At 70.0% G+C, this 18966-nt stretch carries 11 protein-coding genes and 1 pseudogene; 5 read left to right on the top strand and 7 right to left on the bottom strand.

The genetic code is table 11. From position 1 onward, the window contains the following. Nucleotides 1–5: 5 nt before the first annotated feature. Nucleotides 6–4427 (top strand): annotated as a pseudogene (locus ACZ6ZQ_RS37915) (SDR family NAD(P)-dependent oxidoreductase); the annotation flags it as partial. 178 nt (nucleotides 4428–4605) lie between these two features. Here ACZ6ZQ_RS37915 and ACZ6ZQ_RS37910 read toward each other — a convergent pair. The 3 genes from ACZ6ZQ_RS37910 to ACZ6ZQ_RS37900 form a co-directional block, all read right to left on the bottom strand. Further along, on the bottom strand, nucleotides 4606–5511 hold the full coding sequence (locus ACZ6ZQ_RS37910) for an ACP S-malonyltransferase (RefSeq protein WP_469773094.1): 906 nt from the start codon (nucleotides 5509–5511) through the stop codon (nucleotides 4606–4608). Between the two features lie 270 nt (nucleotides 5512–5781). Continuing rightward, a complete protein-coding gene (locus ACZ6ZQ_RS37905; protein ID WP_469773093.1) occupies nucleotides 5782–6633 on the bottom strand; it encodes an ABC transporter permease in 852 nt (283 codons plus the stop codon). Next, nucleotides 6630–7619, bottom strand: coding sequence for an ABC transporter ATP-binding protein (locus tag ACZ6ZQ_RS37900; protein ID WP_469773092.1), 990 nt, complete (start codon nucleotides 7617–7619; stop codon nucleotides 6630–6632). Before ACZ6ZQ_RS37900 ends, ACZ6ZQ_RS37905 begins: the two co-directional genes overlap by 4 nt. A gap of 472 nt (nucleotides 7620–8091) precedes the next feature. Here ACZ6ZQ_RS37900 and ACZ6ZQ_RS37895 point away from each other — a divergent pair, with 472 nt between their 5' ends. From ACZ6ZQ_RS37895 to ACZ6ZQ_RS37885, 3 genes are all read left to right on the top strand, one after another. Continuing rightward, the gene (locus ACZ6ZQ_RS37895) at nucleotides 8092–9147 is read left to right on the top strand and encodes a glucose-1-phosphate thymidylyltransferase (protein WP_469773091.1); all 1056 of its coding nucleotides are present in this window, start codon (nucleotides 8092–8094) and stop codon (nucleotides 9145–9147) included. A 283-nt stretch (nucleotides 9148–9430) separates the two neighbouring features. Then, a complete protein-coding gene (locus tag ACZ6ZQ_RS37890) occupies nucleotides 9431–10075 on the top strand; it encodes a thioesterase II family protein (protein ID WP_469773090.1) in 645 nt (214 codons plus the stop codon). Between the two features lie 259 nt (nucleotides 10076–10334). Then, complete coding sequence (locus tag ACZ6ZQ_RS37885; protein WP_469773089.1) at nucleotides 10335–11741, top strand: class I adenylate-forming enzyme family protein; 1407 nt, start codon at nucleotides 10335–10337, stop codon at nucleotides 11739–11741. 61 nt (nucleotides 11742–11802) lie between these two features. Here the strand turns inward: ACZ6ZQ_RS37885 and ACZ6ZQ_RS37880 are convergent, their stop codons facing one another. The 4 genes from ACZ6ZQ_RS37880 to ACZ6ZQ_RS37865 all read right to left on the bottom strand — a co-directional run bounded on the left by ACZ6ZQ_RS37880 (nucleotide 11803) and on the right by ACZ6ZQ_RS37865 (nucleotide 18211). Next, nucleotides 11803–13464 (bottom strand): flavin monoamine oxidase family protein, encoded by a 1662-nt coding sequence (locus ACZ6ZQ_RS37880; protein WP_469773088.1) that lies wholly within the window; start codon nucleotides 13462–13464, stop codon nucleotides 11803–11805. A 211-nt stretch (nucleotides 13465–13675) separates the two neighbouring features. Continuing rightward, nucleotides 13676–14368 carry a 4'-phosphopantetheinyl transferase family protein gene (locus ACZ6ZQ_RS37875; RefSeq protein ID WP_469773087.1) on the bottom strand — a complete coding sequence of 231 codons (693 nt, stop codon included), beginning with the start codon at nucleotides 14366–14368 and terminating at the stop codon, nucleotides 13676–13678. After that, nucleotides 14365–15285 carry a metallophosphoesterase family protein gene (locus tag ACZ6ZQ_RS37870; RefSeq protein WP_469773086.1) on the bottom strand — a complete coding sequence of 307 codons (921 nt, stop codon included), beginning with the start codon at nucleotides 15283–15285 and terminating at the stop codon, nucleotides 14365–14367. The genes ACZ6ZQ_RS37875 and ACZ6ZQ_RS37870 overlap by 4 nt, the downstream gene beginning before the upstream one ends. After that, a complete protein-coding gene (locus ACZ6ZQ_RS37865; protein WP_469773085.1) occupies nucleotides 15266–18211 on the bottom strand; it encodes a helix-turn-helix transcriptional regulator in 2946 nt (981 codons plus the stop codon). Before ACZ6ZQ_RS37865 ends, ACZ6ZQ_RS37870 begins: the two co-directional genes overlap by 20 nt. 552 nt (nucleotides 18212–18763) lie before the next feature. Between ACZ6ZQ_RS37865 and ACZ6ZQ_RS37860 the strand changes: the two genes are divergently transcribed. Further along, the coding region (locus ACZ6ZQ_RS37860) for a carboxyl transferase domain-containing protein (RefSeq protein ID WP_469773084.1) at nucleotides 18764–18966 on the top strand (203 nt) is incomplete at its 3' end.

Here is an 18966-nt window from a genome sequence, read left to right as displayed (position 1 = left end):
CGAAGGAGGTGCGGGAGCGGATCGCTGCGTGGGGTGAGGAACGGATCTCCGTCGCTGCCGTCAACGGGCCTTCCTCCGTGGTGGTTTCGGGCGAGGTCGAGGCGTTGGACGAGCTGTTGGCTTCGTGTGAGGCGGATGGGGTTCGCGCGAAGCGGATTGCGGTGGATTATGCGTCGCATTCGGCGCAGGTGGAGTTGTTGCGGGAGGAGCTGGCCGGGCTGTTGGCTCCGATCACCCCACAGGCGGCGGAGGTGCCGTTCCTGTCGACGGTGACGGGGGAGTGGGTGCAGGGTCCGGAGTTGGATGGCGGGTACTGGTTCCGTAATCTGCGGCAGACGGTGGAGTTGGAGCAGGCGACCCGCACTCTGCTGGAGCAGGGGTTCGGTGTTTTCGTCGAGTCGAGCCCGCATCCTGTGCTGACTGTTGGTGTGCAGGAGACGGTGGAGGATGCGGGCCGTGAGGCGGCCGTGCTCGGGTCGCTGCGCCGTAATGAGGGTGGTCTGGAGCGTTTCTGGCTTTCCTTGGGTGAGGCGTATGTCCGTGGTGTGCAGGTGGACTGGGACGCGGTGTTCGCCGGTACGGGAGCGCAGCGGGTGGATCTGCCCACCTACGCCTTCCAGCACGAGCGCTACTGGATCGACGTGCCGGTCGCCCCGGCGGGCGATGTGGCCTCCGCCGGGCTCGGCCCGGCAGAGCATCCGTTGCTGGGCGCGGCCGTCGAACTGCCCGACTCGGAAGGGCTTTTGTTCACCGGTCGGCTGTCGCTCCAGAGCCACCCCTGGCTGGCCGATCACGCGGTCGCGGATACCGTGCTGCTTCCCGGGACCGCCTTCGTGGAACTCGCGCTGCACGCCGGGCAGCGGGTCGGCACCGCTCACCTCGAGGAACTGACTCTGGAGGCGCCGCTGGTGCTTCCCGAGCGCGGCGCGCTCCAGCTGCGGCTGTCGGTGGCCGCGCCCGACGGCGCGGGAAGGCGCGTGCTGCACGTTCACTCGCGTGCCGAGGGCCGGGGCGGCGAGGACGGTCAGGGCCAGGACGTGCCGTGGACGCGGCACGCCAGCGGTGTGCTCGGCGCGGCGGACACGGCGGCCGGACCACAAGCCTCCGGACCACAAGCGTCCGGCCCGGAGGCCTGGCCTCCCGCTGGAGCCGAACCGCTCGACGTGGCGGATCTGTACGAGCGGTTCGCCGCCGGTGGATTCGCGTACGGCCCGGCGTTCCGCAATCTGCGGGCCGCTTGGCGGCGCGGCGACGAGCTGTTCGCCGAACTGCTGCTGTCCGAGGGCCCGCACGCCGAGGCCGCGCACTTCGGTGTGCATCCGGCGCTGCTGGACGCGGGCCTGCACGGCATCGCGCTGGGTTCCTTCCTCGCTGCCGGGAACGGGGAGCAGGGCGACGACAACCGGATCCGGCTGCCGTTCTCCTTCAGCGGTGTCGGCCTGCACGCCGTCGGACCGGGCGCGCTGCGGGTGCGCCTGGCCCCCGCGGGGTCCGGCGCCGTGTCCCTCGCGGCCTTCGACGAGCAGGGCGCACCGGTCGTGTCGGTGGAGTCGCTGCTGCTGAGGGCGCTCGACCCGGCCAAGCTGCGGACCGCTCAGCCCGCGTTCCACGACTCGCTCTTCCGGCTGGAGTGGCCGACATCGGCCGCGAACTCTACTTCGATGAACGGGCGTTGGGCGGTGATAGGGACCGACACCCTCGATCTGGAGGCCACGCTGCGGGGCGCGGGCATAACCGCCGACGCCTACGCGGATCTGGACGCGCTCGTCGGAGTGGCGGCTGCCGGCAAGCCGCTGCCGGACACCGTGCTGGTCTCGTGTGCCTCTTCCGGCGAGGACCGCGCGGCGGACAGCGCGGGTGCCGCCCGGCAGGCGGCCCATGACGCACTGAAGCTCGTGCAGACCTGGCTGGCCGAGGAGTCGCTCGCCGGGGCCCGGCTGGCGGTGGTCACCCGTGGCGCGGTCGAGGTACGGCCGGGCGAGGGCGTACCGGACCTGGCGTACGCGTCGGTGTGGGGCCTGCTGCGGTCCGCACAGTCGGAGAATCCCGGCCGGTTCGTGCTGCTCGACCTCGACGCGGAGCACGGGAGTGACGAAGCCGGGAACGGACCGGTGGCGCTCGCCCCGTTGCTCGCGGCAGCCCTGGCCGGCGGGGAACCCCAGCTCGCCGTCCGTGACGGAGCCCTGCACGTCGCCAGGCTGGCGAGGGTCCCTGCGGCTCGCCCCGGGACAGACGAGCCTGCCCACGACGCGTCGGACCGGTCTGCCCCAGCCGTGGCGGACCATGCCCCTGACCGCACCGCGCAGGACGAGAATCCGGATCGCGCCGTGTCCGACCAGGCCTCGGACCGTGCATCGGCCCCCGCGCTCGACCCGGATGGCACCGTCCTCATCACCGGCGGCACCGGAGTGCTCGGCAGCCTGCTGGCCCGGCACCTGGTCACCGAGCGGGGAGTACAGCACCTGCTGCTGACCAGCAGGCGCGGACCCGGTGCCGACGGCGCCGCGGAACTCGTCGCCGAACTCGCCGCCCTGGGCGCCGAGGCGACCGTCGCCGCGTGCGACGCGTCCGACCGGGACGCGCTGGCTGTGCTGCTGGCGGGCATCCCGGCCGAACACCCGCTCACCGCCGTGGTCCACACCGCGGGTCACCTCGACGACGGTCTCGTGCCGTCGCTGACCCCGGAGCGGCTCGACGCGGTGCTGCGCCCCAAGACCGACGCGGCGCTGCATCTGCACGAGCTGACCCGCGGACTGGACCTGGCAGCGTTCGTCCTGTTCTCCTCGGCGGCCGGGACGCTCGGCAGCCCCGGGCAGGCCAACTACGCTGCGGCCAACGCCTTCCTCGACGCCCTGGCCCAGCGCCGGCGTGCGGAGGGGCTGCCCGCCGTATCGCTGGCCTGGGGGCTGTGGGAGCAGCGCAGCGCGATGACCGGCGATCTCACGGACGCCGACGTCCAGCGGATGGCGCGCGCCGGGCTGGCCCCGCTCTCCTCGGAGGAGGGCCTGGCCCTCTTCGACACCGCGTTCGCGCTGGCCGCGGCCGGCTTCGCTCCGGACACCGGAGCCGAAGCCGCCACCGCTCGCACGGCCGATGAGAGGGGAGCCGCCGGGAGCGTCTTCGTGGCCATGCGCCTGGACACCGCCCCCTTGCGTGCCCAGGCGGACGCTGGGGCTCTCCCGGCCGTCTTCCGCGGCCTGGTACGCGGTGTGCCCCGCAGGGCCGCCGCGCACGGGGCCGCCGACGCGGCGGTGTCCGCATCCGCGCGGCGGCTCGCGGGCCTGTCCGGGCTGCCCGAGGCCGAGCAGGAGCGGGTGCTGCTCGATGTGGTGCGCGCCCAGGCCGCCGCCGTACTCGCCTATCCCTCGCCCGACGCTGTGGGGGAGACGCAGGAGTTCCTGGAGCTCGGCCTGGACTCACTGACCGCCGTCGAGCTGCGCAACCAGCTGAACGCGGCCACCGGCCTGCGACTGCCCGCCACTCTGCTCTTCGACCACCCGACCCCCGCCCTGGTCGCCCGCCAGTTGCGCGCCGAACTCGCCGGAACCCCCGGCGGTGCGGCCGCGTCCGACAGCGCGGCGCAGAGCGGCGGGGAGGAGTCCACGGGGGTCTTTGGAGCCATGCTCGAGGAGGCCGGAACGCAGGGCGCATCCGGCCAGTTCATGGAGCTGCTCATGCAGGCATCGCGGTTCCGGCCGTCGTTCGGCTCACCGGCCGAGCTGCGCAAGGCGCCCACCCTGGTGCGGCTCTCGCGCGGCGAGACACAGCCCGGACTGGTCTGCTTCTCCTCGATCCTGTCGATCTCGGGCCCGCACCAGTACGCGCGCTTCGCCTCCGCGTTCCGGGGCCGACGGGACGTCTGGGCGCTCGGCGCGCCCGGGTTCCTGCGGGGCGAGCAGCTGCCCGCGACCGCCGACGCGGTCGTCGAGGCTCAGGCCGAGGCCGTGCTGCGGCACACGGACGGTGCGCCGTTCGTACTCCTCGGCCACTCCTCGGGCGGCATGCTCGCCCACGCGGTTGCCGGAAGGCTGGAGAGTGCGGGAGTTCACCCGCAAGCTGTGGTGATGATCGACATCTACTCGCACGACGACGACGCGATCATCGGCATCCAGCCCGGTCTCTCCGAGGGCATGGACGAGCGCCAGGACAGCTATGCCCCGGTCGACGACACCAGGCTGCTGGCGATGGGTGCCTACTTCCGGCTCTTCGCGGGTTGGAAGCCGACGGCTGTGACGACGCCGACCCTGCTGGTACGGGCTGCTGAGCGGTTCTTCGACTGGTCCAGGTCGACGGACGGCGACTGGCGTTCCTACTGGGACCTGGAGCACACCTCCATGGATGTGCCGGGCAACCACTTCACCATGATGGAGGAACACGCCCCGACGACCGCGCGGGCCGTGGAGGAGTGGCTGGCCGCCATGCGCTGACGGCGGCGGCCGGGCGGACAGAAACGGGGCCGGGCTCCACCCGAAGGGTGGGGCCCGGCTTCGTCGTGTGCCGTATGCCCATCGAGCCGAATCGGATCGTCGGACGGTGCGCGCAGGACGGCGGGACGGGACGGCGGCAGAGACCGGTGGAGATCAGTCCACCGGCCATACGGCTCCCTCAGGCGCCGCGCCTCTCCCGCTGGTCCCGGGCCCGCTTTTTCGGCAGGCCCACCGTCACGACCTCGAAACTGTCCTTGGTGAGGTCGAGCCGGTGGAAGAGGTTGTCCGGCCCGGTCACGCACACCGTGCCCACACCGAGCCCTTTGAGCGCCTCCACCACGCTCGGCCAGTGGATCGGCCGGTCGAAGGTGTCCAGCATCATCGTGCGCATCCCGGCAGCGTCCCGGACGACGGTGCCGTCCTGGTCGGTGACCACGGGCATCGTGGGGTCGGCCAGTTCGTACGAGCCGAACACTTCCGCTTCGGCCTTGTGACGCAGTGCCGAGAACGCCGCCGCGTGCACCGGGGGCCGCATCGAGTACATGGAGTAGCCGCCTGCCGCGCTGATGCTCGCCTTCAGCCCGTCGAGCTCCTTCTCCTGTACGGACAGCATGTGGAAGCCGGCGTCGAGCCGGCCGGAGATGTCGTACCAGGCGCCGCGGTCGTCGAAGTCGGCGAGGATCTCGTCGAGTCGCTCCTGCGGTGTGCGGACGAAGGAGTGCGTGACGATGTCCTCGTACGTGCCGGTGAAGTACTCCTCCTCGCAGCGGGCCAGCTCCGCGGTGAGCCGTACGACGTCCGCGAAGGGCAGGGACCCGACGAAGGCGGCGGCGGCCTTCTGGCCGAAGCTCGGTCCGGTACAGACGGTGGGGGAGATGCCGAGGGTGTCCACCGCCCGGTCCGCCATCGCCATCGAGTTCACCAGGAAGGCGATCTGCGAATAGACGGAGTAGTCCTCGTCCGCGGTGCGGAACCGGTCGAACACGGAGTGGCCGAGTGCCTCGTCGGCCTCCGCGAGCCGCCGGCGCGCATAGGGGTCGAGCAGCAGGAACTTCCCGACCTCCGCGAACGCCGAGGGACCCATGCCGGGGAACACGATCGCGGTCTCGGTCCGGCTGTCGGCTGAACCGGCTGAACCGGCTGAACCGGCGGAACCGGCGGAATCGGTTGAATCGGGTGAATCGGTGGTGGAAATGTGCTCGGAACTGGTCATGATCCGTAAATGCCTTTGCTTGCGGATTGCGCCGGCAGCCGCCCGCCGGCGTCACTGACGAAAAAGGCCTCGTAGCCGGGCGTGCGCGGGTGCGCGCGACCGGGTACGAGGCCGGGACGGGGAACGTGGGGGAGAGGGTGTTCAGTCCTGTGCCCTGCGGTGGAAGCCCTTGATGCCGATCAGCCCGAAGAGCACGATCGCCCCGGTCAGCGCGAGCAGATCGACCCACAGCGGGATCGAGGCGGGACCGGAGGGCGGCAGCAGCAGGGCGCGGATCCCTTCGCTGACATAGGTCAGTGGGTTGACGGCGCACAGCACCTGGAACCAGCGGATGTCCCCCAGGGCTTGCCAGGGGAACTGGGTGCACCCGGTGAACATCAGCGGGGTCAGCGTCACGGCGAAGATGACGCTGATGTGCCGCGGCGGGGCCAGCGTGCCGATCGTCAGCCCCACCGTGCTGCCCGCCAGCGCGCCCATCAGCAGCACGCCCAGTGTGGGCAGGAAGCTGTCCATCGGCCAGGAGACGTCGTCCAGCAGCAGGAAGCCGACCGGGATCATCACCAGCGAGGCGATGATGCCGCGCAGCGCGCCGAAGACCAGCTTCTCGAAAGCGACCAGACTGGTCGGGATCGGTGCGAGGAGGCGGTCCTCGATCTCCTTGGTCCAGGAGAAGTCGATGACCAGCGGCAGAGCCGTGTTCTGCAGGCTGACCAGGAAGCTGTTGAGCGCCACCACACCGGGCAGCAGGACCTGCTGGAACCCGCCGCCGGTGTAGCCGAGTTCGCCGAGGACCTTGCCGAAGACGAACAGGATGAAGAACGGCTCCACGAGCACCTGGGCGAGGAATGGGCCCAGTTCGCGGCCGGTGACGAAGATGTCCCGCCAAAGAATGAAGAAGAACGTGCGGGTCGCCGTGCGTACGTCGGTGCGCGCGGGCCGCAGTTCCTCGGGGAAGCCGGCGACCGGGTCGGGTGCGGTGGTGGGGGACGTCATCGCAGCTCCCGGCCGGTGAGCTCGATGAAGACGTCCTCCAGTGTCGCGGTGCCGACGCTCATGTCCTTGATGTCACAACTCGCTTCTGTCAGGGCCGTGATGGCGGAGGGCAGCACCGCGCCGGACGGCGCGTCGCTGTAGAGGCGAAGCCGTACGGGCGCGGGGGCGCCGTCCTGCTCCTCGGTGTCCTTGTGCTGCACCAGCTCGATCCGCTCGACTGTGTCGATCTTCTCCAGCAGGCGGACGACGCTCTCGGGTCCTGGGTGCATCGGCTGCACGGTGAGGGTGAGCGCGGTGCTGCTCAGGCTCTTCATCAACGCCTGGGGGGTGTCGAGGGCGAGCAGCCGGCCGTGGTCGACGATCCCGACGCGGTCGCAGAGCTTGGCGGCCTCGTCCATGTCGTGCGTGGTGAGCACCGTGGTCATGCCACGCGCGCTCAGCTCGGCGATGCGCTCGTGGATGAACAGCCGTGCCTGTGGGTCGAGTCCGGTGGCCGGCTCATCGAGGAAGAGCACCTCGGGACGGTGCATCAGGGCGCGGGCGATCATCACTCGCTGGGCCTGTCCGCCGGAGAGTTCGTCGCCGCGGGCCCTGGCGCGGTCGGCGAGTCCGACCCACTCCAGGCACTCGTCGGCGAGTCGGCTCCGCTGGGAACGGCTCATGCCGTGATAGCCGGCGTGGAAGAGCAGGTTCTGACGCAGGGTCAGCGACCGGTCGAGGTTGTTGCGCTGTGGTACGACGGCGAAGGCCCGGCGCGCCTGCGCGGGACGGGCCACGACATCGACGCCCTGTACGAACGCGCGTCCCGCCGTGGGGGCCACCCGGGTGGTGAGGATTCCGATGGTCGTCGTCTTGCCCGCTCCGTTCGGACCGAGGAATCCGAAAACCTCCCCCCGGCCTACCGAGAAACTCAAGCCGTCCACCGCGGGTCGGTCGCGGCCCGGGTACTTCTTGACCAGTCCGTCGACCACGACGGCGGAATCCACGTGTCGTTTAGATTTCATTTACGCCTGCGAATCGAGCGGGACGCGACGACGGCAGTCCGGAGGGTCCGCACAGGGAAGTCGCGTGACCGGCTACGCGTCGAGCGCCGACTGAATAGGAGACAGAAGAGGTGCGGATCTTGTCTAGCATGCAGGGTGGCGTGGCGGTCCAACTCCGCACCGAACTAGGGGGGAACCGTGAATCGTAGGGGGGATTAGGGGTAATGGAGGAGGCTTGCTCATAGGGTTCCGTGCTCAATGAAAAACCTTCTTGGTGGCGGGTGTTGCGGTTCCAGCGAAAATCCCCATAACATCGGCCGTTGATCACAATCAATTATTGTTCGCAAAGTGGCGTGTCGGTCGCTGCTGTCCTCCCACCGACCGTGTACTCCGCTGAACCGAAAGGCTGCTGAGGTGTGAAACCCCTGTCGCTAGACGTGTCCTCGCTCGCAACCCCACTCAGCGAGGAGACCCCGTGAAGGCACTCGTCCTGTCAGGGGGATCCCCGCGCTCCCTGCCCCACACCTCAGCCGGGCAACTCGTGCCGGTGGCCGGCAATCCCGTCCTCTGCCACGTCCTCGAAGGGATCGCCGACGCGGGCGTCACCGATGTCGGCATCATCGTGGGCGACACGGTCGAGGAGGTGAGGGCCGCCGTCGGCGACGGCTCCCGCTTCGGCATCAGCGTCACCTACATCCCGCAGCACCAGCCGCTCGGCCCGGCGAACGCCGTGCGCACCGCACGCGACTGGCTCAGCGACGACGACTTCGTGATGTGCCTGGGGGACGACTTCCTGCTCGGCGGGATCGGCGAGCAGCTGGAGGAGTTCCGCACCCGGCGGCCGGCCGCGCAGATCATGCTGACCCGGGTTCTCGATCCCTCCGCCGTCGGAGTCGTCACCCTCGACGAGACGGGCCGGGTCACCGGGCTGGAGGAGAAGCCGCAGTTCCCCAAGAGTGATCTGGCCCTGGGCGGTGTGTACTTCTTCACCGCAGCCGTGCACCAGGCCGTGGACGCCATCCGGCCCTCCGCCCGCGGCGGGCTGGAGATCACCGACGCCATCCAGTGGCTGCTCGACCAGGGCTTCGACATCACCTCCTCCATCGTCAACGGCTACTGGAAGGACACCGGGAGCGCCACCGACATGCTGGAGGCCAACCGCTCGGTGCTCGCCAACCTGACCCCCTACTGCGCGGGCTCCGTCGACGACGAGAGCGAGCTGGTCGGCCGGGTCGTCGTCGAGGACGGCGCGGTGGTCACCCGCTCCCGGATCGTGGGCCCCGCAGTCATCGGCCGCAGCACCCGCGTCGAGCGCTCCTACATCGGCCCGTTCACCTCCGTCGCGGAGGACTGCGCGGTCATCGACAGCGAGATCGAGTCCTCCGTCGTCCTGGCCGGCGCGGCCATCGACGGCGTCCGCCGCATCGAGGCGTCCATGATCGGTCGCCAGGCGCAGATCATGCCCGCTCCCCGTACCCCCCAGGCCCACCGCCTGATCCTCGGCGACCCCAGCGAGGTGCAGATCCGCTGATGAACATCCCGATCACGGCAGCGGCCGACCCAGGGCGTGTTGTGAAAGTCCCGCCTGGCCTGCGACGCCTGGCACGCACACTCGCTGCGTTGTCGGACTCATCCAAGTACGCCCAGTACGAGGATGATCTCCCCCAGAGCTGCGCCTGGGAGGTGCCCCCACCGCCTTGCGATCGCACGCACCGGACGCCGCAGGCCCCGCCCTCCGGGCGGACGGCGCTACTTTCGCAACACGCCCTAGTCGGCTCCCACTGGGCAGCGCCCGAGGCGGAGCTGTCGGCCGCATGACATCCGAGTGCACCCGGCACTCCACCAGGGACGCGACCCCCGACGACGTCAGCCTGATCCAGATCCGGCAGCCGGCGGTCCCCAGCAGCTACCGCATGATCTGCTTCCCGAGCTCGCGGAACTCCTCGGACTGCTACCTCGCCATGTCGGAGCTGCTGCTGCCCACCGTGGAGCTGCTCATCATCCAGTACCCGCCCCTGACCACCCAGGAGGGGCACCCGGCCGAGGAGTGCCCGGAGCTCGTCGACAAGATCTTCGAAACGGTCCGGGCCTGGACGGACCGCCCGCTCGCCCTCTTCGGTCACGGCCTCGGCGCCCAACTCGCCTACGGTGTCGCCCAGCGGCTGGAACGTGAGACCGACGCGGGGCCGCTGACGCTGTTCGTCTCCGGCCGTCCCGGGCCGGGCCATCGTGGCAGCCTGGGCCCGCCCGCGCTCGACTGCCGCATTGTCGCCCTGGCGGGTCACCACGACCCGCGCGCGCCGCTGACCGGAGTGCGGGCGTGGCGGCGCTGCACGGCCGGCCGGTTCGATCTGGAAGTCTTCCCCGGCACCCGCGGGTACCTCGACTCGCACCGCCGCGAGGTCGTCAACCTCGTACACGACCAGCTGATCTCGCTCCACGGACCCGAGCAGGACTGAGCGGCACTGCGCCCGCATCCCCGTGGACACCGAAGCAGGGGGCCTAGGGGCGGGACAGGGGTACCCGTGCCTTCCCCAGCTGCCTAGCGTGCCGTGTGGAGACCCGCGTCCACGGGACGGGACCAACCGAATCTCCCCATCTTGTGAAGCTCGCGAATCCCGCGATCCACCCCTGAACGGGCCCGGACACGCCGTCGGCACGGCGCAACCCATGTCGGCTCGGGTCACGTTCGGCTCAGAGGAAGGACAAATGCGACCGATGACCGCGAAGATCTTTGCAGCCGACTCGGTACGGCCCGTCGACGAATTCGAGCAGGATGCTCTCCGCGTCGCGGATGTGATCCGCGAACGCGGAGTCGGCCTCGGCGACCGGGTGATGCTGAAGGCAGGCAACTCGGCGAGCTACGTCTGTGTTCTGTACGCGCTGATGCACGTCGGCGCCTCGATCGTCCTCGTCGACCAGCAGGAGCACGTGGAGGAGACCCGCCGCATCGCCCTGCGCACGGGGGTCAAGGTCACCTTCGTCGACGACGAGACCCCCATCGACGGGGACGCCGACCCCGTCCATCTGTACGAGCTCATGGTCGCCACCGCGGGACACCAACCCGAAGACCGTGCCCTGTCGTTCGAGGCCTGGGGCGAGCTGTCCGACGGCCTCATCATGTGGACCTCGGGCTCCACCGGCTCACCGAAGGGGGTCGTGAAGTCCGGTGGCAAGTTCCTTCGCAATCTGCGGCGCAACGCCGACCAGGTCGGCCACCGCTCCGACGACGTCCTGATGCCGCTACTGCCCTTCGCCCACCAGTACGGCCTGTCGATGGTGCTCATCGCCTGGCTCACCCGCTGTTCCCTGGTGATCGCGCCCTACCGCCGTCTCGACCGCGCGCTGCGCATGGCCCGCGACTCCGGGACCACGGTCATCGACGCCACCCCCTCCAGCTACCGCAGCATCCTGAGCCTGGTGAGCCGAAAGCCGGTGCTCCGCGCCCATCTGGCGAGCACGCGGATGTTCTGTGTCGGCGCGGCCCCGCTCGACGCACCGCTGGTGGAGAGTTACGTCCAGGAGTTCGGCCTGCCGCTGCTGGACAGCTACGGCTCGACGGAGCTGGGCAACATCGCCTTCGCCACTCTCGACAATCCGGTCTCCTGCGGCCGTGTCATGGAAGGCATCCGGCTGCGCATCGTCGACGAGGACGGCCGTGAGCTGCCCGCGGGCCAGCCGGGCGAGATCGAGGTGGACACCCCCGACGCGCTCGAAGGACAGATAGCCGACGACGGCTCCGTCGTGCCCGCCGCCACGGGCTGGCAGCCCACCGGCGACCTGGGTCACCTCGACGCGGACGGCAACCTCTATGTCCTCGGGCGCAAGTTCGCCGTGCACCGTATGGGCTACACGCTCTACCCCGAGCTCATCGAGCGGAAGGTGGCCGCCGCCGGCTGCCCCACCAGGATCGTGCCCCTGCCCGACGAGCTGCGCGGCTCCCAACTGGTCTTCTTCGTCGAAGACGACGAGCAGCGGGACACCGCCTACTGGCGGGAGCGGCTGTGCGCCCTGCTGCCCGCCTACGAGCAGCCCAACCGGGTCCTCGTCCTGGAGCAGTTCCCGCTCAACCGCAACGGCAAGCCGGACAAGAAGCAGCTGACGAGGATGGCCTCCGAACAATAGGGAGGCCCGTACGCCGATGGCGCCCCACCCGCGGGTGGGGCGCCATCGCCTGTCCGGTGGATCAGGCGTCGTAGGGCAGGTCGACGGGCGCGAGGGCGTCGAAGAGGTCACCGGGGCCGGGATTGTCGGGATGCGTCGCTCCGCCCAGGTGGTCCAGCACGCCCCACACCGCGTTCAGCGCCGTGGTGACCGCGCCCTCCGCGAACCCGGCCGTCCAGGACACATCGTCGCCGCACAGGAAGAAGCCTCGCTCCGCCTCGGGCAGCCCGCGCTGCATGAACTGGGTGAACAGCCGCCGCTGATAGCGGTACTGGCCCGGCAGGTTGGACTTGAACGCGCCCATGAAGTGCGGCTCGCTCTCCCAGGTGATGGTGATCGGATCACCGATGACATGCGACCGGATGTCGACCCCGGGGTAGATATGGCCGAGCTTCTCCAGCAGCACATCCAACCGCTCGGCCGGGCTCAGCGTCGCCAGCTTCAGCGAGTCGTCGTTCCACGTGTACGACAGGCACATCACACCGGGGCGGTCCGGCCCGTCGTCGAAGAGGTAGACCCCGCGTGGCATCCGGTCGGTGAGGGTCATGCTCATCACCGGCTCGTCGGTGCGCGGGTCCGTGTCGTGCCAGAACGGACGGTCCGTCAGGACGAACAGTTTGGAGGCGCCCATGTAGTGGGTGCGTTCCACCGCGGTCCACAGCGGCGCGGTCAGCAGTGCCGGGTCGCACGCCACCCGGTTCAGCAGGGTCCACACATGCGGGGTGTAGACCACCGCGGCGAAGCAGTCCTGGCGCCCGTGCTCGTCGGTGACCCGGAAGCCGTCGCCGTCCCTGGCGACGCTCCGCACCCGCGGCCGGGCCGACCCGCCGTGCAGGGAGGCGAGCGAGGTGCCGGCCGGCCAGTGCGTGCAGTCCTGCGGCCGGTGTTCCCACAGCCCGCGCGGCACCTGCTGGGAGCCGCCGGTGATGGCGACCTGGTTGTCGTCGGCCTCTGTGTAGACCACGCGCAGGATCTCCAGCAGCGAGTTGGGGAAGTCGGTGTCCCAGCCGCCGGTGCCGAACCCCACCTGCCCGAAGATCTCCCGCTGCCGGAAGGACTGGAAGGCCGTGCTGGTGGCGAGGAACCCATAGAAGGACAGGTCGTCGAACTCCCTGACCAGTCGGTTCCATATCTGCTTCAGGGTCTCGACGTCCCGCCGCTGGACGGCGTCCCGCATCGTGACCAGCTCCGCCCGCTCCTGCAAAGCCTTCTCCCAGGCGGCGGCCACCTGCTGGTAGACATCGGGGAGTTGGTCCGCGGCGCGGGCCGTGTGCCGTTCACCGCCCAGGTTGATGAGGGTGCTCGGGGTGTTCGCCGCCAAGGGGTTGGGGAAGGGGCTGGTGCGCAGCCCCAACAGGTCGATGTAGTGGAACAGTGAGCGCGCGGAGAGGGGGAAGCGCATCGCCCCCATTTCCGCCACGCAATCGGGCTGCCCGGGGAACGGCACGGAACGCATCCGGCCGCCCAGCTGCTCCGCCTCGTAGACAACCGGACGAAGGCCCAGACGCATCAGTTCGTACGCCGCGGTCATTCCCGCCATTCCGCCGCCGACCACGGCAACCGGCGTTCCGGCGCGCTCCGGTGGAAGGGTGCCCAGGCCGGCCGGATGGCGCAGCCAGCCGTCGTAGGAGAACGGGAAGTCCGGCACGAGCATGGTGATGTGGGCAGGGCTGGCTGTCGTCATCTGGAATTACCTCTCGGGCCGATTCGGCGTCGCTTCCAGGGAACCGGAGACATTTCGAGCTGAGCCGCAAATCACGGCGCCGAGCCCGGCCCCGGGACGACGGGGCTTCGCAGCGGCCGTACGCAGTCTTGCCGGTAACTCCACGCTATTGAGCGTCAGTTGACGCGACAACCCCTATCCACCCTGGTAACTGGCAGTGCCCGGGAACGCTTTACACAGTGGTCGCACGATAGGCGGGCAGAGTGATTACTGTCACAATTGTGCCGCGGTCCGAGAGCCAGCGGCCGGTGAATTCCTTCACCATCCGTCCGTCCGGAGCACGCTCCGGACGCAGAATTCGCGCGGTGAACGTGCCTTGCGGCCGGCCGGCCGTGCCGTCCGCCTCGCGGAAGGAGATGTCGGCGTCGTCGAAGTCCAGCTCGGTGCCCAGCAGGGGATACCAGGTCTTGTAGACCGCCTCCTTCGCGCTGAACAGCAGGCGGTCCCGGCACGGCCTCACCCCGTTGCCTCCCGCGCGCGCCCAGGCCAGCTCGCGCGGAAGTGCGATCGACTCCAACACCCCTTCGGGCAGCGGCAGATCGGGCTCGGCATCGATCCCGATCATCGCCAGGTCCGTGTTCCGCGCGAGCACCGCGGCCCGGTAGTTGTCGCAGTGGGTCATGCTGCCGACCACCCCGTCCGGCCACTGGGGCACGTTGCGCACCCCGGGCAGTACGGGGGCCGGCGGCAGCCCGAGCGCGGCGAGTGCGCGCCGGGCACACGCCCGTACGGTGGTGAACTCCTCGCGGCGCCGGTCCACCGTCCGGGCGACGAGCGCCGCCTCCTCGGGGTAGAGCGTCGCGGAGCCGTCCGGTCCGAAGGTCTCGCTCGCGACTGCCCCTTCGGGCAGCAGTGCCTCGATCATGCCCGTACTTCCCTGGGGTCGGTCCTGGTGCCGTTCGCCGGCTGCTGGGTGTACGGCAGGATCTGCCGCAGCAGGCCCTTCGGATGGCCGCGCCGGCGCCACTCGCGCGGATAGCCGATCGACACCTCCTCGAACCGCACCCCGTCGTACCAGGTGGTCCTGGGGATGTGGAGATGTCCGTACACCACGGCCGCTGTGGTGAACCTGCGGTGCCAGTCGGCGGTCAGCACCGTGCCGCACCACTGGGCGAACTCCTTGTGCCACAGCACATCCGTGGGCTCGCGCACCAGCGGGAAGTGGTTGACCAGCACCAGTGGCACCGACGGATCGTGCGTCATCAGCCGTCGCCGGGTCTCGGCCACCCGGGCCCGGCACCAGTCGTCGCGGCTCCGGTACGGGTCGGGGTGGAGCAGATACTCGTCCGTGCACACCACGCCCGCCTCGTGCGCCCGGGCCAGCGACTCCTCCTTGGTCGCGGTGCCCGGCACCCGGAACGTGTAGTCGTACAGCAGGAACAGGGGAGCCACCGCGACCGGCCCGCCGGGCCCCTGCCACAGCGGCCACGGGTCCTCCGGGGTGATCACGCCCAGTCCCCGGCACAACTCGACCAGGTACCGGTAGCGCGCCTCGCCGCGCAGTTGCACCCGGTCCTCGCGCGGGGTCCACAGCTCATGGTTGCCCGGCGCCCACACGACCTGGGCGAACCGCCCGGCCAGCAGGCGCAGCGCCCATTCGATGTCATGGGTCAGCTCGCCGACGTCCCCGGCGACGATCAGCCAGTCGTCCTCGTGGGCGGGGCGCAGCGACTCGGTGATGGGCCGGTTGTCGGCCATCCCGATGTGCAGATCGCTCACCGCGAGCAGCCGGGGCCCGGCTGCAGTGAAGGGCGTGGCGGGGTCAGGCGATATGTGCGACATCGGTGTCCAAACTGACGGGCAGGTCCTGGCGATGAGTGATGTTGATCTTCCGGTAGACACGCGTCAGGTGCTGTTCCACGGTGCTGACGGTGATGAAGAGCTTGTCCCCGATCTCTCGGTTGGTGTAGCCGTGCGCGGCCAGTGCCGCCACCCTGCGCTCCGCGTCCGTCAGCGAGGACATCGCCGTTGACTGCGCCCGAACGGCGCTCGCCGGTACGGCGGGGCGCGACGCAGCGGGGTGAGGGGGCTGCAGGGAACGGCACAGCTCCTTGGCGCCGCAGCCCTCGGCGATGCGCCAGGCTCTTCGGGTGTGCAGCTTGCTCTGGGCCGGGTCGCCGAGCTGCTTGTACGCCTGCCCGAGGTCGGTCAGCGCCCGGGCCAGCTGGTACCAGTTGCCGTCCTCCTGGAGCAGCGCGACGGCCTCGCCGAGCAGTGCTGGGCGCTGGTCGAGCGGACGGGCCGCCGCGAGCACCCGCAGCGCGAGGCCGCGCACCCGCTGTCCGGGGCCCCTCGCGAGCTGCTCCCTGGCGAATCGTTCCGCCTGTTCACGACTGTCCAGCGCGAGCCAGGCCTCTGCGACGCCGACACGCCACGGCACCAGTCCCGAACGGTCCATGTTCCAGCGCCGCATCAGCTCGCCGCATGCCGCGAAGTCGGTGAGCGCCGCATGATGGCGGCCGGTGGCCAGCCGGTGCCGGCCGCGCGCGTACAGATAGTGCAGCCCGTAGCGCGTCATGAACATCTCCTCGGGCACCGGCCGGTTCACCAGCTCCGCCGCCGCTTCGTGATCGCCCATCGCGGTCAGGGCCTCGATGAGGGCCGACAGTGGCGCTCCGATGCCCACGCCCCAGCCGTGTGGCGGCAGTTGCTCCAATGCCTGCTCCGCCAGCCGTCGCGCCTCTGTCAGATGACCGCTGCGCAGCGACATGTGCGCGCGCATCGCCCGCAGGATCGCGGTCCACCCCGGCGCCCCGCGGCCTGCCGCGTCCGCCAGCAGCCGGTCGGCCCACAGCGTCGCCGTACCCAGCCGGTCCGCGTACATGAGAGCCAGCAGGCACGACCGTATCGCGGGTTCGGTCTCCTCCGTCAGATGGGTGGTGGTCAGCATCCGCTCGGCACTGTCGGAGAAGTCCTCGTCCGACGAACCCCCCGTCCGGCTGTCCGGGCTCTCACCGCCCCTCAGCACGCCGTGCAGCGCTGCCGCCGCGGTCAGCCGGCTCTCCGCAGACGCAGACGCAGACGCAGACGCAGGCGCCGACGCAGACGCCGGCACCCGCGCCCCGCCGCCGTGCGCCGGGGCGAGCGCGTCGCCGATCCGCTCCAGCACCGCCGGAAATGTGCTGGCCAGGATCAGCCGCAGCCGCCGCAGCTCCGCGGCGAGAGAGGCGTCGGGGGACTCCGGCAGTACCTCGACGACCTGGCGTATCGCGGTGTCCGCGTCGTCCACCCAGCCGTTCCACAGCAGGTCGCCCACCAGCCGTAGCGTGTCGGCGGGCGGCAGCAGGCCGGCCCGTACGGCTCCGGTCAGCGACCGCAGCTGCTGCGGCCATGCGGAGGGCTTGACCCGCCATATGAACTTGGCCAGCGTTGCCCGAAGCAGCACCCGCTCCGCCTCGCTCCGGCAGCAGCTCTCGGCCATCCGCAGACAGCGCACCGCGAAGCCGACCCGCTGCGCTCCGAGCGCCGCACGCGCAGCCTCACTCAGCACCTGGGGCACCCACTCCTCGTCGGGGGCGCGCATCTCATGGCTGAGCAGCTGGGTCGCGACGACCAGGGGCGCCGCACCGTCCTCGTACAGCAACCTGGCCGCCCGCTGGCGCAGCCGTGTCACCGCGTCGTGGTCCAGACTCTCCAACACCGCCGTCTGTACGCCGCCGTGCCGGAACCTGCCCCCCTCCAGCACGCCCGAGTCATCGAGCGCGGACACCACCTGCTCCACGGTCCGCTCCTCGACCTCCACCAGCCGGGCGAGCAACGACAGCGATCCGGCGCTGCCCAGCAGGGCTACTCCCTGGGCGACCTGAAGGCCGTCGGCGCCGGTGCGGTGCACACAGATCAGCGCACTGTGCCTGAAGTGCTCACCCGCGTGGGGCGATCCGCCGACGGTGCCTGCTGCGTCCTGGCGGGCCACCGGCGGCCGCTCTCGACCGAGGTGGTCCTCGAGGAGGCCACGGACGAGCAGGGGATTGCCCCCGCTTGCCGCGTGCAGGGAGGCGGCCAGCGGACTGGTGGGCGAGGTGGGTGGCGAGTCGTTCTCCGTCTCGGTGCCCCGAGCCTGGGCGGCGAGCAACCGGTCCACGCCGTCGACGCTCAGCGGACGGAGCCGGATGTGCAACCCCCGTAGCCGGTACAGCAGTTCCTCCAGAACGCGCGGCGGCGTGCCGCCCGGGTCGGTGCCGCGTGTCACCATCATCGACACGGCGGCCGCGCCCGACGAGGGGGCCCGGCGCAGCGCGTACGCGAGGCACTGCAGCGACTGCGGATCGGCGTACTGCACATCGTCGACGGCGATCAGGACCCTCCCCCGCGTGCAGAGTTCGCCGAGCTGGGCGTGAAAGCCCTGGAGGATCTCGGCAGCGACCGGCTCGACCTGGTACGGCCCCAGGTCGGCCGGCACGGCTTGCCCGACCGGTAGCGGTGGCAGAGGCAGTCGGCCTGCGACGGGGTGCGGCGCATCGTGGAGCAGCTGCTCCATCACGCCGAACGGAATCGCCTGCTCCTCGGGGGAGGTGACGGCGCTGAGCAACCGGGAGCCCGCAACGGCCGTCTCTTCCAGTACGCGATGGAGGAGTGCTGTCTTGCCCGACGCCACCGGCCCGCTGATCACGGCGATCCGGCCGGTCCCGGAAGCGGATCCGGACGCTGTGCCGGGGACGTCACCGGCTACGAAGGAGACAAGCTTTTCGATCTGTTCATCCCGCTCCACTAACACAGCTACAAAAGCCTCCCCATGCGATGTGAAATGGCGCACGGCGGGGGTGATTTCCGCAACCAGGCCACTCTTCGTGTTCCCGCACGCAAGGAAAGGAGGTGTCAACACCTAAGGGGCGCAGGGGAATTGATAGCGCTCTCAGACGATACCCCCTTCTCCCCGATCGGGTCCATTCAGGACTGTACCCGTGTCCGTGAGTTCGATTGTGTGCGTGTCAATGCAGGGTCGCCTCAACCTGTTTCACCGGTGGCGCAGCCAAATGAACATTTGGTTGCCAGGTTGCATCGATCGCGACAGGGCACGCACCGGAATGACGTGAACAGGGGAAGCTCAAGGGGACCTCGAATGGGGAGACTTGGCGGCCGAGCGCTTCATCGATGACCTGACTGCATCAGAAGGTCTCGTCTAGGGGGGTTCGCGCGAAGGTTAGGGGTAGGTGATGGTGGAGAACTCATTGCGCTACTCGTTTCAATGGCCTGATGTGAGCTTTTGAGGCTCATGGACCGCAGAGCCGCCCGCATCGCCGGGCCGGGGTGGAGATGGCGTATGACGACGACCCAGGAGAGTGGCCTCACGCGGGGCGGCACGACGAGCGTCATCGGGAAAGTGGCCGAGTTGCATGCCCTTCGTGAGCAGGTGCGGCGCGGGCCCAGTGACCGTGCGACCGAGGCGCAGCATGCCAAGGGCAAGCTGACCGCGCGTGAGCGGATCGAGCTGTTGCTGGATGCGGGGTCGTTCCGGGAGGTCGA

It is taken from the genome of Streptomyces sp. NPDC053673 (genome assembly GCF_055585225.1).
Note: the sequence above shows the minus strand (reverse complement) of the source record. Positions and strands in the feature narration are given on the sequence as shown.

What these genes read in the sequence shown, in the direction of transcription:
- ACZ6ZQ_RS37910 (WP_469773094.1), bottom strand. Translation starts at nt 5,511, where the DNA reads ATGGGTCCCTCGGCGTTCGCGGAGGTCGGGAAGTTCCTGCTGCTCGAC.
- ACZ6ZQ_RS37905 (WP_469773093.1), bottom strand. Translation starts at nt 6,633, where the DNA reads ATGACGTCCCCCACCACCGCACCCGACCCGGTCGCCGGCTTCCCCGAG.
- ACZ6ZQ_RS37890 (WP_469773090.1), top strand. Translation starts at nt 9,431, where the DNA reads ATGACATCCGAGTGCACCCGGCACTCCACCAGGGACGCGACCCCCGAC.
- ACZ6ZQ_RS37885 (WP_469773089.1), top strand. Translation starts at nt 10,335, where the DNA reads ATGACCGCGAAGATCTTTGCAGCCGACTCGGTACGGCCCGTCGACGAA.
- ACZ6ZQ_RS37880 (WP_469773088.1), bottom strand. Translation starts at nt 13,464, where the DNA reads ATGACGACAGCCAGCCCTGCCCACATCACCATGCTCGTGCCGGACTTC.
- ACZ6ZQ_RS37875 (WP_469773087.1), bottom strand. Translation starts at nt 14,368, where the DNA reads ATGATCGAGGCACTGCTGCCCGAAGGGGCAGTCGCGAGCGAGACCTTC.
- ACZ6ZQ_RS37870 (WP_469773086.1), bottom strand. Translation starts at nt 15,285, where the DNA reads ATGTCGCACATATCGCCTGACCCCGCCACGCCCTTCACTGCAGCCGGG.